The organism is Massilia sp. P2_C2 (genome assembly GCF_056404615.1).
The window spans coordinates 1-14838 of sequence record NZ_JBFUDR010000038.1 but is presented as its reverse complement, the minus strand read 5'-3'; the positions used below and the strand labels follow the sequence as shown (position 1 = coordinate 14838).

Here is a 14838-nt window from a genome sequence, read left to right as displayed (position 1 = left end):
TGCTAAGTGAACGAGCTGTCCCTGGTCGCAAGCATCACGGAACGCGACACCCTGCGCTACACCCCGGCCGGCATCCCCATCGTGGGCGGCATCCTGCAACACGGATCGACGCAGACGGAAGCGAGGGTCGACAGGCAGGTCGAATTCGAGATTTCCGCGGTTGCCGCGGGCGAGATTTCGGGACGATTTGCCAATGCCGAGTTGGGCGCGATGTACCGCTTCACGGGATTTTTGGCCAGGAAAAGCCGTCACAGCAAAAGCCTGGTGTTTCACATCATTGATTTCAGTGCCGCCGCATAAGCGTTGCGGACACGTTTATAGATAGATACAGGAGCCTCAAAATGGCATTCGGTAAAAAGTTCGACAAAAACAAAGCTAAGCTCAAAGAGAAGCGCAAACAGCAGAACCCGCTGTTCAAGCGCAAGAAATTCTGCCGCTTCACCGCCGCAGGCGTGGAACAGGTTGACTACAAAGACGTCGACACCCTGAAGGATTTCGTCCAGGAAAACGGCAAGATCATGCCGGCACGCCTGACCGGTACCAAGGCGCACTACCAGCGTCAAGTGGACACCGCCATCAAGCGCGCCCGTTACCTGGCTCTGCTGCCGTACACCGACCTGCACAACGCTTAATCGTCGGCTACGACATCGAAGCATAGTCAGATTACTGGAGAATAAAATGCAAGTTATCCTGCTAGAAAAAGTCGTCAACGTCGGCAACCTGGGCGACGTCGTCAAGGTCAAGGACGGTTACGCACGTAACTTCCTGATCCCGCAAAAAATGGCCCGCCGCGCAACGCAGGCTGCCGTGGCCGAATTCGAAGTCAAGCGCGCCGAACTGGAAAAAGCAGCTGCCGAGAAACTGGCTGCCGCTCAAGGCCAGGGCGACAAGCTGAACGGCATGACCGTCACCATCGCCCAGAAAGCCGGCGTGGACGGCCGTCTGTTCGGTTCCGTGACCAACTTCGACATCGCCGAAGCCCTGACCAAGCAAGGTTTCGCCGTCGAAAAAGCACAAGTGCGCATGCCGACCGGTCCGCTGAAKACCACCGGCGAGCACCCGGTGTCGGTCGCACTGCACACCGACGTCGTGGTGGAAATCACCATCGCCGTCGTGGGCGAAGCTGCCTAAGTCATTCTGTCGGGCACCTCGAAAAACCGTCGCGAGCGGCCGCAATGGCGTACGAGAAGCGCAGCTGTACGAGAGTACAGCGAGCATCGCAGGACTCGCCGTCCGCGACGCCAGTGCAACGCGCAGTAGGTTTTTCGACGTGCTCTGTTGTCAGAATGAGAAAAGCCGGGGATCCCCCGGCTTTTTTGTTTTTGGAAACTCACCAATGATTTCAGCGCGGGATCGGGAACGGGTATAATGCCGGCCATGAACACCCCAGCAGACCCGCAGATCGAGTCGCTCCGCATTCCCCCGCATTCCATCGAAGCAGAACAGTCCGTCATCGGCGGCCTGCTGCGCGACAATGCGGCATGGGACCGCATTGCCGATTTCATGCATGCGGAAGACTTTTACCGCTACGACCACCGGATCATCTTCGAACAGATGGTCCGCCTGATCAATGCTGGCAAACCTGCCGACGTGATCACCGTGTACGAGGCGCTCGTCCAGCTCGGCAAGGCCGAGGAGATGGGCGGCCTGCAGTACCTCAATGCGATGGCGCAGAACACGCCATCCGCCGCCAACATCCGCCGTTATGCCGAGATCGTCCGCGATCGCGGCGTGCTGCGCCAACTGATCACGGTCGCCGACGAAGTCTCGGGCAAGGCCTTCAATCCGCAGGGCGCCGAGGTCAAGCAGATCCTCGACGAGGCCGAGTCGCGCATTTTCGCGATCGCCGAGCAGGGCGCCCGCGGTGCCCAGGGCTGGCTGCCCGTGCAGCCGCTGCTGACCCAGGTGGTCGAGCGTGTCGACGAACTGTACAGCCGCGAGAACCAGGGCGAAATCACCGGCGTGCCGACCGGCTTCGTCGACCTCGACAAGATGACGTCTGGCCTGCAGCCGGGCGACCTCGTCATCGTCGCTGGCCGCCCGTCCATGGGCAAGACCGCGTTTTCCGTCAACATCGGCGAGAGCGTCGCCGTCGACGCCGGCCTGCCCGTCGCGATCTTCTCGATGGAGATGGGCGGCGTGCAGCTGGCGATGCGTATGCTCGGTTCCATCGGCCAGCTCGACCAGCACCGCCTGCGTACCGGCAAGCTGCTCGACGAGGACTGGCCGCGCCTGACGCATGCGATCCAGAAGATGAACGACGCGCAGATCTTCATCGATGAAACGCCGGCACTGAACCCGATCGAGATGCGCGCCCGTGCCCGCCGCCTGGCGCGCCAGTGCGGCAAGCTGGGCCTGATCATCGTCGACTACCTGCAGCTGATGCAGGGTTCCAAGCCGGGCGACAACCGGGCGTCCGAGATCTCGGAGATCTCGCGTAGCCTGAAGGGCCTGGCGAAGGAGCTGGGGTGCCCCGTGATCGCGTTGTCCCAGCTGAACCGCTCGCTGGAACAACGCCCCAACAAGCGCCCCGTGATGTCCGACCTGCGCGAATCGGGTGCTATCGAACAGGATGCGGACGTCATCATCTTCCTGTATCGTGATGAAGTTTACAACCCGGACTCGCCCGACAAAGGTACCGCCGAGATCATTATCGGCAAACAGCGTAACGGCCCGATCGGCGCCATTCGACTGACCTGGATGGGCATGTACACCAAGTTCGGCAATTACAGCGGCAGCCTCGGTATTTACCAGGGCGACTAAGCCGATAGCAGTCAAGGATCGCGGCGCCCGGTCCACCTTGTGGCACGGGCGCTGCGATTTTCAAGAAGTCCCAAGAGAACTACCCAACGGAGAACCTATGTTTGGACGCCTGATGCCCACGGAGGGCAAATTTTTCGACCTGTTCAACCAGCACGCTGCCTTGTGCGTGAAGGGTGCACAAGAGATGGTCGGCCTGATGACCAACTTCGACGACCTGGAAAACCGCACCCACGCCGTGGAGAGCATCGAAAAGCAGGCGGACAAGATCACCTACCAGTGCGTGGACCTGCTGCACAAGACGTTCATCACTCCGCTGGACCGTGACGACATCCACAAGCTGATCACCCGCATGGACGACATCCTCGACATGATGGAGGACGCCGCCCAGACCATTTCGCTGTACGACCTGCACGCCGTCACGCCGGAAGCCAAGCGCCTGGCCGAGCTGTGCCTCGCGTGCTGCCAGAAGGTCCAGCAGGCCGTCGGCATGCTGCACAACATGGACAATGCCCAGAAGATGGTCGCGATCTGCGAAGAGATCGACCGCCTGGAATCGGACGCCGACCACGTGATGCGCGCCGCCATGTCCAAGCTGTTCCGCGACGAGCCGGACGTGCGCAACCTGATCAAGATGAAGGCCATCTACGAGATCCTCGAGACCGTGACCGACCGCTGCGAAGACGTTGCCAACATCATCGAAGGCATCATCGTCGAGAACGCGTAAGCACAGAATAACAAGAACAACATGAACTCTCTTCACATCAGCATTTACGTGCTGGGCCTGCTCGTCTTTTTAGCGCTGGTCTTCGACTTCATGAACGGCTTCCACGACGCCGCCAACGCGATCGCGACGGTGGTGTCGACCGGCGTGCTGCGTCCGCAGACCGCGGTCGCGATGTCCGCCATGTTCAACTTCGTCGCCATCTTCACCGTCGGCCTGCACGTCGCGTCGACGGTGGGCAAGGGTACCGTCGATCCGCATATCGTCGACCACTACGTCGTGTTCGGCGCGCTCGTCGGCGCCATCGTCTGGAACGTCATCACGTGGTACTACGGCATCCCGTCCTCGTCCTCGCACGCGCTGATCGGCGGCCTGGTGGGTGCCGCGGTGGCCAAGAGCGGCACCGGCGCGCTGGTCGGCGGCGGCCTGCTCAAGACCGTGCAGTGGATCATCCTGTCGCCGCTGCTGGGCTTCATCCTCGGCTCGCTCGTGATGCTGGCGGTGTCGTGGATCTTCGTGCGCACCCCGCCGCGCAAGGTCGACACGTGGTTCCGCCGCCTGCAGCTGTTCTCGGCCGCGGCCTACAGTCTGGGCCACGGCGGCAACGACGCGCAAAAGACCATCGGCATCATCTGGATGCTGCTGATCGTGGCCGGCGTCTCGAAAGCCGGCGATGCCGCGCCGCCGCTGTGGGTCGTGATCGCGTGCTATACGGCGATCTCGATGGGCACGCTGTTCGGCGGCTGGCGCATCGTGCGTACGATGGGCCAGAAGATCACCAAGCTGAAACCGGTGGGCGGCTTCTGCGCCGAATCGGGCGGCGCCATCACGCTGTTCATCGCCAGCAGCATCGGCGTGCCGGTGTCGACGACGCACACGATCACGGGCGCCATCGTCGGCGTCGGCTCGGCGCAAAAGGCGTCGGCCGTGCGCTGGGGCGTCGCCGGCAACATCGTCTGGGCCTGGGTCTTCACGATTCCGGCGTCGGCCTTCATGGCCGCCATCGCGTGGTGGGTCGGGACGCATATCCTGTAAGCGCACGCCGCACCACACCAAGGTAGCCCAAGGGCTGTAATCCGTTCAGATAAAGACTGTAGGGCCGGCACGAGGTGCCCACCCTACATGATTTATCTGATGTTCGCCGCCTCGCCGCGGTTGCGCGCCGTCGGCGGTTGCCAGTCATTTGATGCAGACGGCGCGCACCATCTTGATGTCGGTGACACCCTCCAGGATCTTTTCGATGCCGTCCATCTTCAGGGTCAGCATCCCGTCCTCCAGTGCGGCCGCGAGCAGTTCGGCCACGCGCGCGTGCTCGGTCAGCAGGCGTTTCACGCGCTCGCTGCCCAGCATCAGTTCGTGCAGGCCGACGCGTCCGCGATAGCCCTTGTTACACTCGGCGCAGCCCACCGCGCGGTACAGCGTGAAGCGACCGCCGGCGGCGTCGTGGCGCCGGCGCCAGCCGGCCAGCACGGCCGCGCGCGCGGCCTGCGGGTCGGCCTTGTAGCCTGCCTGTCCGCGCAACTCCTCGCAATATTCGTCGAGCAGCGCATCCACCTCGGCGTCGTCGGGATGGTAGGGCTGGCGGCAGGCGTTGCACAGGCGGCGCGCCAGGCGTTGCGCCAGGATGCCCAGCAGGGCGTCGGCAAAATTGAACGGATCCATGCCCATGTCGAGCAGGCGCACGTCGGATTCCGGCGCGCTGTTCGTGTGCAGCGTGGAGAACACGAGGTGGCCCGTCAGCGACGCCTCGATGCCCGTGCTGACGGTCTCGCGGTCGCGCATCTCGCCGACCATGATCACATCCGGATCAGCGCGCAGGAAGGCGCGCATGACGGTGGCGAAGTCGAGGCCGGTCTTGCGGTTGACCTGCACCTGGCGCAGGCCCCTCTGGGTAATCTCGACCGGGTCCTCGGCCGTCCAGATCTTCGTCTCCGGCGTGTTCAGGTGTGCCAGGATCGAGTGCAGGGTCGTGGTCTTGCCCGAGCCAGTGGGTCCGCACACGAAGAACAGGCCGTACGGCTTGGCGACGGCGGCTTTGAGGCGTTCCAGGTTGTGCGGCAGGATGCCCAGCGCATCGAGCGGGATCGGTTCACCGGCCTGCAGGATACGCATCACGATGTCCTCGACGCCACCGCTCGACGGAATCGTCGCCACGCGCAGCTCGATGTCGAGCGGGCCGTACTTGCGGAAGCGGATCTTGCCGTCCTGCGGCTTGCGCCGCTCGGAGATGTCGAGGTCGCACATGATCTTCACGCGCGCGACGAGGGCGTTGCGGTAGCTGGCCGGGATCTCGATGTACGGTACCAGCACGCCGTCCTTGCGGAAGCGGATGGCTGTCTTGCCGCGTCCCGGCTGGGGCTCGATGTGGATGTCGGATGCGCCCTGGCGGTGCGCGTCGGTGATGATCCGGTTGAGCAGCTTGACCAGTTCGTTCTCGACGGCGGCAGAGACTTCGGATGCGCCCGCGCCGTCCGCGTCCTCGTCCGCATCGCCGTCCTCGTCCAGGTTCGACAGCAGCTCGCCCACGCTGGTGTCGTCGCCGACGGCGGCGCCGAAGAACTGCGCGACGGTCAGGCGCAGGTCGTGGCGGGTTGTCACGCGCCACGCGAAGCGCGCGCGCCCGAATATCTGCATCGCGATGTGGCTGGCGGACACGCGTTCCGGGTCCAGCGCCATCAGCACGAGGCCGTCGGGACCATCCTCCAGAGGCAGCCAGCCGTGTTCCAGCGCGTACTGCGGCTTCAGGTTGCGCAGCAGATCGACGGGCTTCACGCGGTCGGCGCGGAACGGTTCGTAGGGCCGGCCGGAATACTCGGACAGCGCCTCCCCGAGCTGGCCGGGCTTGAGGTGGAAATCGGCCAGCAGGACGTCCTCGATGTCGGCATCGCGCTCGCGTGCGAGGCGCGTGGCCTGTTCGAACTCCTGCGCCGTCAGCACGGCGCGCGTCACCAGGGCGTCGTAGCGGCCGCGCGGTAGCGGCGCGCGCAGGCGCTGGCTGAAAGCGACGGCCAGCGTCTCGCACAACTGCTTCACGCCGTCCAGGCAGGACGGGGGAAAGGGCCCGCCGCCACGGTGGTTGATGAACTGGACGACGCCGAGAAGCGTACCGCCCGCGTCGACGAGCGGCGCGACCAGCATCTCGCGCGTACGGTAGCCGGTACGCTGGTCGACGCCGCGCTGGAAGCGCAGCGTGGGCGCCAGCCGGCGCAGCTCGGCCTCGTCGTAGACGTCGGCGATGTTGACGGTCTGGCGTGTCAGCGCGGCGAAGCCGGCAATGGACCCCGGGCCGATCGGCAGCTGCAGGTGGCGGATGGACGTCAGGCCCGTCTTGACCTTGGCAACGAGGGCATCCTGTTCCGGCGTCACGGCGTACAAGGTGAAGCGGTCGCTGTCGAACAGGTCGCAGAACTCCTGGCCCAGGTCGAGCATGATCTGGTCGAGATTGGCGGTGGCGTGGATCCGCGTGGTGATGGCCTGCAGGCGGCGCTGGAAGTCGAGGCGGCGCTCGGTGTCGTTGTGCGCACGGCGCTCGCCCTTGCGCTGGTCCAATACGTCGTCACTCATTGCCGGCCGCTCATCACAAGTCCACCTCCAGGCCTTCGTAGGCCAGCGCCACGGCGAGGCCATCCAGCCGGTCCTCCCAGCGCGCCAGCGCCTGGGCGAACACGGCTTCCAGTTCGTCGTCGGAGCGGGTCGGTTCGTGGTGGGTGCAGTACAGGCTGCGCGCGCCCACCTTCAGTGCCAGCGCGATGGCGGCGTCGAACGTGCCGTGGCCCCAGCCCTGCTTGGCGGGATATTCTTCCAGTGTGTACGAGCAGTCGGCGACGAGCGCGTCGACGGCTTCCAGCGCGTGCTCGATCTCCCTTTCGCGCCGCTCGATCTCGCGCTGCGCCGGCGCGTACTCCGCGGCGCCGGGGGCGTGCGGGTTGAAGAAGGGTTCGTGGTCGCCCGTGAAGAACACGGCGCGGCCGTTGCATTCGATGCGGTAGCCGAGATTGGTGACGGGATGGTTCATCACGACATTGTGCACCACCACGTCGCCCACGGCATGCGGCACGCCGATCTCCAGCGTCCGGTAGTCGATGGCGGCGTCCATGTGCGTCTCGCTGACAGGAAAGTAGCTGTTCTGCAACTGCACGCCCATCACGTGCTCGATGCCCTGGCCCGTCGCGTCGTCGCGGGCGCCGTGCAGGCACACGCGCGTGCCCTTCACGAACAGCGGCGTGAAGAGGGGCAGGCCGTGGATGTGGTCCCAATGGCTGTGCGTGATGAAGATGTTGGCGCACACGGGAACGCCGTCCTGCGCACGCCGCCGCATCAGGTTCTGGGCGAGGGCAAAAATGCCGGTGCCGGCGTCGAGGACGACGAGCGTGCCGTCGTCGCCGCGCACTTCGATACAAGTGGTGTTGCCGCCGTAGCGCACGGTACGCGGCCCGGGGGACGGGATCGATCCGCGTACTCCCCAGAATCTCAATTTCATAGGACTCCCTTGCTGCGCAACCTCGTCGCCTGCTGGTGTGCGTCGTCACGGCCAGGCCGGCACCGTTGCAACATGTGCCAGATCATAGCGTTATTTTGTAGCCGATTATCTGAATTGTGCAATTTCGCATTCGCATATGTACAGCGTAGCGTAACGCCGCTACACTGTCAGGAAATTTCAGTGCGGAAATGAATGTGTCGATCATTACATGCGGGATGTCTCCCAGAAACAAATGATCATGCAAGAGCTCAGCCAGACCGATATCGTCGAGCGGCTTGACCTGCTCACGGAGGTCAGTGTCGCCCTCGGCGACAGCCACGACATCGACACGTTCCTCGATCGTATCCTGAAGGTCGCGAAGAACATGACGCATGCCGACGGCGGCACGCTGTACCGGCCCAGCGCGGACGAGCGCAGCCTGTGCTTCCACATCTCGCTGAACGACACGCTGGCGATCTACCAGGGCGGCGCCAGCGGCAATCCGATCGACCTGGTCCCGATCCCCCTGTATGACCAGTACGGCAACAAGAATCTCGCCTCGGTGGCGGCGTACGCGGCCAACTTCCACCAGTCCGTGAACATCGCCGATGTGTACCAGGCCGACGGGTTCAACTTCTCGGGCATGCGCGCGTTCGACCAGACCTTCGGTTATCGCTCGAAGTCGATCCTGACGGTGCCGATGACGAACCACGAGGACGAACTGGTCGGCGTGCTCCAGCTGATCAACGCGCAGGACCGCGAGACGGGTGCGATCCGCCCGTTCTCCGACACGGACCAGCGTTTCATCGAGGCGCTGGCGGCGCAGGCGGCCGTGGCGCTGACGAACCGGCAGCTCGTCGTGCAGATGGAGGGGCTGCTGGAATCCCTCGTCAACCTGATCAACATCGGCATCGACGAAAAATCGCCGTACACGGGGCGCCACTGCCAGTTCGTGCCGGCGCTGACGATGATGCTTGCCGAGGCCGTGCACGAGACGGACACGGGGCCAATGGCGTCGTTCCGCATGAGCGACGCCGACCGCCGCGAACTGTGGATGGCCGGCCTGCTGCACGACTGCGGCAAGATCACGACCCCCGTCCACGTCGTCGACAAGGCGACCAAGCTGGAAACGATCTTCGACCGCATCCACATGATCGACACGCGCTTCGAGGTGCTGCTGCGCGACGCCGAGATCCGCGCTCTGCGCGCGAAGTGCGAGCCCGGTGCCGACCACGCCGCGCTCGACGACCGTCTCGCCGCCGAACAGGCGCGCCTGCGGCTCGACCGCGATTTCCTGCGTCATGCAAACATCGGCAGCGAAGGCATGTCGCCCGATGACCAGGAGCGCGCGCGCCGCATCGCCGCGTACCGCTGGACCGGGCCGGACGGCGTGGAGCGCGACTTCCTCGACGCGGACGAGGTGCGCAACCTGACCGTGCGTTTTGGTACACTCAACGACGACGAACGCAAGATCATCAACAACCACATCGTCGTGACGATCCGCATGCTCGAATCCCTGCCCTGGCCCAAGCACCTCAAGAACGTCCCGGAATACGCCGGCGGCCACCATGAGCGCATGGACGGCAAGGGCTATCCGCGCGGCCTCACGCGCGAGCAGATGTCCGTGCAGGCGCGCGTGATGGCCGTCGCCGACATCTTCGAGGCCCTGACGGCGCGCGACCGCCCGTACAAAAAGGGCAAGGCGCTGTCCGAATCACTGCACATCCTGGGCAAATTCGCCCTCAACGGCCACATCGACCCGGACCTGTTCGACATCTTCGTGCGCCAGAAGGTCTACCTGAAGTTCGCCAGGCAGAACCTGGCCCCGTGGCAGATCGATGTCGTCGACGAGGCGGCGATCCCGGGCTATACGCCGTGAAGCTGCTGCGCAGGTACGGCGCGCGCTGGGCACTGGGGGTGGGGCTGACCCTGGCCGCGCTGGCCTATGTGATGGACGTGTGGAGCAGCCATGCGATCGCGCGCCAGGACATCCTCATCGGCGACCTGCGCATGCGCCTGGAGGCGCCCGTGCCCGATCCGCGCATCGTGATCGTCGACATCGACACGAAGAGCCTGGTCGAGGTCGGGCGTTTTCCCTGGAGTCGCAACGTGCTGGCGAAACTCGTCGACCAGCTGGCCGGGCACTACAAGGCTGGCGCGGTCGGCTTCGACATCACCTTTCCCGAGCCGGACACCAGTTCCGGCTACGCCGTGCTGGAACGGCTGGCGGCGCACGATTTGAAGGACGATTCCGCCTTGCATGCGCGACTGGCGCAGCTGCAGCCGGCGCTCGACTACGATGGCCTGTTCGCCAGGGCGCTGCAGGACCGGCCCGTGGTGCTGGGCTATACCCTGGCCTCCGTGCGGCAGGGCGTGCTCCCGCCGCCCGCGTTCACGGTGGCCGACCTGAAGGGGCGCGAACTGGTCGCCTATGGCGCCGAAGGCTACGAGGCCAACCTGGCGCGACTGCAGGCGGCGGCGCGCGGCGCCGGCAGTTTCACGGTAGTCACCGACGACGACGGCATGGTGCGTTCCAGTTCGCTGCTGCAGCGCATCGGCGACGGCTACTACCCGTCGCTGGCGCTGGCCACGGCCGCCGTGTTCCTGAATGCCGGTGCGATCGCACCGGACTTCGGCAAGTATGACGCGGGCAGCGGCGGCGCCGACGCCATCCTTCTGTCCACGGCGGCCGGCCAGCTCCGCATCCCGACCGGCGAAGGCCTGGTCACGGCCGTGCAGTTCCGGGGCACGGGCGGCCCGCAGGGCGGGGCGTTCCGCTACGTGTCGGCGGCCGACGTGCTGGCGGGACGGGTGGCTCCCGACGTGCTGGAGGGCGCGATCGTGCTGGTCGGGACGACGGCGCCCGGCCTGCAGGACTTGCGCGCCACGCCCGTCAACAAGGACTTCCCGGGCGTCGAAGTGCATGCCAACGTCATCAAATCCATCGTCGACCGGCACTTCAAGACCCATCCCGATTACGCGACGGGCATCGAGCTGGCGCAGGTGGCCGTCGTCGGACTGGCCCTGGCGCTGCTGCTGCCGGCCCTCGCGCCGCTGCCGGCCGTGCTGGCGTCCGGCAGCGCTTTCGCGGCCGTCGTGGGCCTCAACTGGTATGCGTACCGCGTGCTCGACTGGACGACGAACATGTTCATCTGCCTGCAGCTGGTCGCGCTGCTGTTCGTGCTGAACCTGGCCTGGGGCTGGTTCTTCGAGCATCGCAAGGGCCGTGCGCTCGTCTTGCGCTTCGGCGAATACGTGGCGCCGGAACTCGTCGCGCAAATGGCCGAGAATCCGGAAGCCTATACGATGGAAGGCGAGAGCCGCGAGCTGTCCGTGATGTTCGTGGACGTGCGCGGTTTCACGACGATCTCGGAAGGCCTGTCGCCGAAAGCGCTGCGCGAGTACATCAACCTTTACCTGACGGCCATGTCGGAGGACATCCGCGGCAGCCACCAGGGCACGCTCGACAAATACATCGGCGACGCCGTGATGGCCTTCTGGGGCGCGCCCGTCGCCTTCGCCGACCATGCCAGCCGTGCCGTGGCCACGGCGCTGCTGATGCAGGGCAGCGCGGCGCGCCTGGACGAGGAATTCCAGCGGCGCGGCTGGCCGGCGCTCGCGATCGGCATCGGCGTCAATTCCGGCCTGATGCACGTGGGCGACATGGGCTCCGCCATCCGTCGCGCCTACACCGTGATGGGCGACGCCGTGAACCTGGGCTCGCGCCTCGAAGGCATCACGAAGGTCTACGGCGTCGGCATCGCCGTGGGCGAAGCGACGCGGCTGGCGGCGCCGGAATTCGTCTACCGCGAGCTGGACCTCGTGCGCGTGAAGGGCAAGAGCGAGCCGGTGGCGATCTACGAACCGCTCGGCAAGCCGGACGACCTCCATCCCGCCGTGCTGGCCGAACTGGCCGCGTGGGACGCCGCGCTGGCCCTCGTGCGCGCCCAGGACTGGGACCAGGCCGATGCAGCCATCACGCTGCTGCGGGCGGCCCATCCGGCGCGGGCCCTGTACGCCCTGTACCTGGAGCGGATCGCGCACTGGCGCGTTGCGCCGCCGGGCGCCGGGTGGGATGGGGTGACGACGTTCGATATGAAGTAACGGTGTCTCGGCCACACAACGCCACGCCCGGGATTTTCCGCATCCCGTGGAAAAGTTCCCACAACTTTTACAATTTTTCTCTCAAGCAAGGAAAACGTCATTACACTCGCGGAAATCGAGGAGTACGCAAGGGTTTTTTTCTTCAGCGGCACGCGCCGCGGGCCCGGGGATGCATGGGCCGGAACAATAACGATATGGTCATGCAAAACATGAAACTACGCTTGGCATGCCTGGTCGCGGGCTCGGTACTGGCTGCCGCCGCCGCCGGCGCCGCCTGGGCGGACGACGTGATCCGGTTCGAGATCAGCCGCTTCGAGGTGAGCGGTAACACGCTGTTGCCGGCCTTGGATGTGCAGGCCGCCGTGGCGCCGTACACGGGCGCCGGACGCGATTTTGGCGACGTCCAGCGTGCGCTGGAAGCGCTCGAGGCGCTGTACCACGCGCATGGCTACGACATCGTCACCGTGCAGCTGCCGGAACAGGAATTGAACGGCGGCGTCGTGCGCCTGAACGTGATCCAGACCAGGGTCCGCCAGGTCGTGGTGACGGGCAACCGCTGGTTCTCCGAAGCGAACGTGCGGGCCAGCCTGCCCACGCTGGTGCCGGGTGCGACACCCAACCTGAAGGAGGTGTCGCGTAACCTCAGACTCGTCAACGAGAACCCGGCCAAGAAAGTCAAGCTGAGTCTGGCAAACGCGTCCGGCGCGGACGCCGGCGGCGACGATGCCGTCGACGCAAGGGTGGAAGTGGTGGACGAGCGTCCCTGGAAGGTCCTGCTCAGTGCCGACAACACGGGCACGGAATCGACCGGCAAGACCCACGCGGGCGTGCTGCTGCAGCATGCGGACCTGTGGGGACGCGACCACGTGGGAACGCTGCAGTACACGACGACGGCCGAGCGTCCCGATCGCGTGGCCGTGTGGGCCGCCGGCTACCACGTGCCGCTGTACGCGCTGGGCGATTCGATCGACCTGTACGCCAGCTATTCGGACGTGGACTCGGGCGCCGTCAACGCCGGCCTGTTCGACCTGGCCGTGAGCGGCAAGGGCACGGTCTACGGCGCCCGCTATAACCAGGTGCTGGCCAAGCGCGGCAACCTGGAGAGCCGCATCGTGTACGGTGTCGACGTGAAGGCCTACCGCAACAACGTCGTCTTCGGCAACCAGGACTTCGGTAACGACGTCACCGTGCGCCCCCTGAGCATCGGCTATGCCGGGAGCCGCGCGGCGGCGGACGGGCAGGCCGACTTTTCCGTGTCCCTGCTGCAGAATGTGCCGGGCGGCGCGCGAGCGAGCGCCGCCGACTTCGCAGCCGCGCGCAGCGGCGCGAAGGCCGGCTATCGCATGGTGCGCTTCGCCGCCGCATTCACCGGTGCCGTCGGCGGCGATTGGCAGACGCGCGTGCTGCTGAACGGCCAGTGGACGCGCGACGCGCTGGTGCCGGGCGAGCAGTTCGGCGCCGGCGGCGCGACGACCGTGCGCGGCTTCGGCGAGCGCGATCTCGCCACGGACACGGGCATCGTCTCCAACGTCGAGGTGTACACCCCCGACTTGTGCGGCCGTGCGGGCTGGCAATGCCGCCTGCTCGGCTTCTACGACGCGGCCTGGGGCGAGCGCAACCGCGCGCTGGCGGGCGAATTGCATCACGCCGCGATTTCCAGCACGGGCTTGGGCCTGCGCTTCGCGGCGGGCAGCACGGCCAGCGTGCAGCTCGACTACGGCCACGGCGTGCACGTCGGCCAGGTGGCGGCCACCAGCAGGAACAAGCTCCACGTGCGCGTGGCGCTGGCGTATTGAGGACCTACCCATGACTTCGACGATCCAACGACGACTCGGCGCCTTGCTACTGGCGGGATGCTACTGTGGCACCGCTGGCGCCGCGCCCGCGCTGCCCCAGGTGGCGGCGGGCCAGGCCACCTTCAACCAGCAGGGCAATGTGTTCTCGATCACGAACACGCCCGGCACCATCATCAACTGGCAGAGCTTCAACGTCGGCGCCGGCGAGATCACGCGCTTCATCCAGCAGAACGCCGACAGCGCGGTGCTGAACCGGGTAGTGGGGCAGGACCCGACGAAGATCCTCGGCGCCCTGCAAAGCAACGGCAAGGTCTTCCTGATCAACCCGAATGGCATCCTGTTCGGCCAGGGCGCGCGCGTGGACGTGAACGGCCTCGTGGCCTCCACGCTGAACATCAGCGACGCCGACTTCAAGGCGGGCCGCAAGCGCTTCCAGACAGGGCCGGGGGAACAAGCGGCAGGCGCGGTGCGCAACGAAGGCACCATCGCGACGCCCGCCGGCGGCCAGGTCTTCCTGATCGCGCCGGACGTGCACAACGCAGGCATCATCAAGTCGCCGGGCGGAGACGTCATCCTCGCGGCGGGCCACAGCGTGCAACTGGTGGATGCCGGCGACCCGGACCTGCGCGTGGAACTGTCGGCGCCGGCCGGGCAGGCCGTCAACCTGGGCCAGGTGATCGCCCAGGGCGGCCGTATCGGCATCTACGGCGCCCTCGTCAACCAGCGTGGCGTCGTCAACGCGGACAGCGCCGCCCTCGGCGCGAACGGCCGCGTCGTGCTGAAGGCCAGCCGCGCGGTCGCGCTCGACGCCGGCAGCGTCACCCGCGCGCGCGGCAGCGCGGGCGCGGACGGCGGCACGGTGCAGGTACTGGGTGAACAGGTCGACGTCGCGGCGGGCGCGAGCGTCGACGCCGGCGGCCGCAACGGCGGCATGGTGCTCGTCGGCGGCGACTGGCAGGGCGGTGGCGGCGCCTCGCGCGCGCAACGGACCAGCG

The 14838-nt window shown here is 65.9% G+C and carries 12 protein-coding genes; 10 read left to right on the top strand and 2 right to left on the bottom strand.

Translation table 11 applies throughout. The features are described from left to right. Nucleotides 1-6 precede the first annotated feature (6 nt). The 6 genes from priB to AC1DYX_RS06995 all read left to right on the top strand — a co-directional run bounded on the left by priB (nucleotide 7) and on the right by AC1DYX_RS06995 (nucleotide 4519). Nucleotides 7-300, top strand: coding sequence for a primosomal replication protein N (gene priB, locus AC1DYX_RS07020; RefSeq protein WP_477257684.1), 294 nt, complete (start codon nucleotides 7-9; stop codon nucleotides 298-300). 41 nt (nucleotides 301-341) lie between these two features. Next, nucleotides 342-632, top strand: a complete 291-nt coding sequence (gene rpsR / locus AC1DYX_RS07015; protein ID WP_020656854.1) for a 30S ribosomal protein S18 — start codon at nucleotides 342-344, stop codon at nucleotides 630-632. A 46-nt stretch (nucleotides 633-678) separates the two neighbouring features. After that, nucleotides 679-1131 carry a 50S ribosomal protein L9 gene (gene rplI / locus AC1DYX_RS07010; protein WP_477257681.1) on the top strand — a complete coding sequence of 151 codons (453 nt, stop codon included), beginning with the start codon at nucleotides 679-681 and terminating at the stop codon, nucleotides 1129-1131. A 246-nt stretch (nucleotides 1132-1377) separates the two neighbouring features. Then, entirely contained in the window at nucleotides 1378-2763 is a 1386-nt protein-coding gene (locus AC1DYX_RS07005) for a replicative DNA helicase (RefSeq protein ID WP_477257679.1), read from the top strand. A 97-nt stretch (nucleotides 2764-2860) separates the two neighbouring features. After that, entirely contained in the window at nucleotides 2861-3487 is a 627-nt protein-coding gene (locus AC1DYX_RS07000) for a DUF47 domain-containing protein (RefSeq protein WP_105378245.1), read from the top strand. A 21-nt stretch (nucleotides 3488-3508) separates the two neighbouring features. Beyond that, nucleotides 3509-4519 (top strand): inorganic phosphate transporter, encoded by a 1011-nt coding sequence (locus AC1DYX_RS06995; protein WP_477257677.1) that lies wholly within the window; start codon nucleotides 3509-3511, stop codon nucleotides 4517-4519. A 144-nt stretch (nucleotides 4520-4663) separates the two neighbouring features. Here the strand turns inward: AC1DYX_RS06995 and AC1DYX_RS06990 are convergent, their stop codons facing one another. Then, nucleotides 4664-7048, bottom strand: a complete 2385-nt coding sequence (locus AC1DYX_RS06990; RefSeq protein WP_477257674.1) for an ATPase, T2SS/T4P/T4SS family — start codon at nucleotides 7046-7048, stop codon at nucleotides 4664-4666. Between the two features lie 13 nt (nucleotides 7049-7061). Then, nucleotides 7062-7964, bottom strand: a complete 903-nt coding sequence (locus AC1DYX_RS06985; RefSeq protein WP_477257672.1) for an MBL fold metallo-hydrolase — start codon at nucleotides 7962-7964, stop codon at nucleotides 7062-7064. A 238-nt stretch (nucleotides 7965-8202) separates the two neighbouring features. On the opposite strand from AC1DYX_RS06985, the gene AC1DYX_RS06980 reads away from it, so the two are divergent. The 4 genes from AC1DYX_RS06980 to AC1DYX_RS06965 all read left to right on the top strand — a co-directional run. After that, nucleotides 8203-9822 (top strand): HD domain-containing phosphohydrolase, encoded by a 1620-nt coding sequence (locus AC1DYX_RS06980; protein ID WP_477257670.1) that lies wholly within the window; start codon nucleotides 8203-8205, stop codon nucleotides 9820-9822. A 2-nt stretch (nucleotides 9823-9824) separates the two neighbouring features. Beyond that, nucleotides 9825-12047 (top strand): CHASE2 domain-containing protein, encoded by a 2223-nt coding sequence (locus AC1DYX_RS06975; RefSeq protein WP_477257712.1) that lies wholly within the window; start codon nucleotides 9825-9827, stop codon nucleotides 12045-12047. Between the two features lie 209 nt (nucleotides 12048-12256). Continuing rightward, complete coding sequence (locus AC1DYX_RS06970) at nucleotides 12257-13843, top strand: ShlB/FhaC/HecB family hemolysin secretion/activation protein (RefSeq protein ID WP_477257668.1); 1587 nt, start codon at nucleotides 12257-12259, stop codon at nucleotides 13841-13843. A gap of 10 nt (nucleotides 13844-13853) precedes the next feature. After that, nucleotides 13854-14838, top strand: a 985-nt coding sequence (locus AC1DYX_RS06965; RefSeq protein WP_477257666.1) for a two-partner secretion domain-containing protein, incomplete at its 3' end; no start/stop codon positions are given.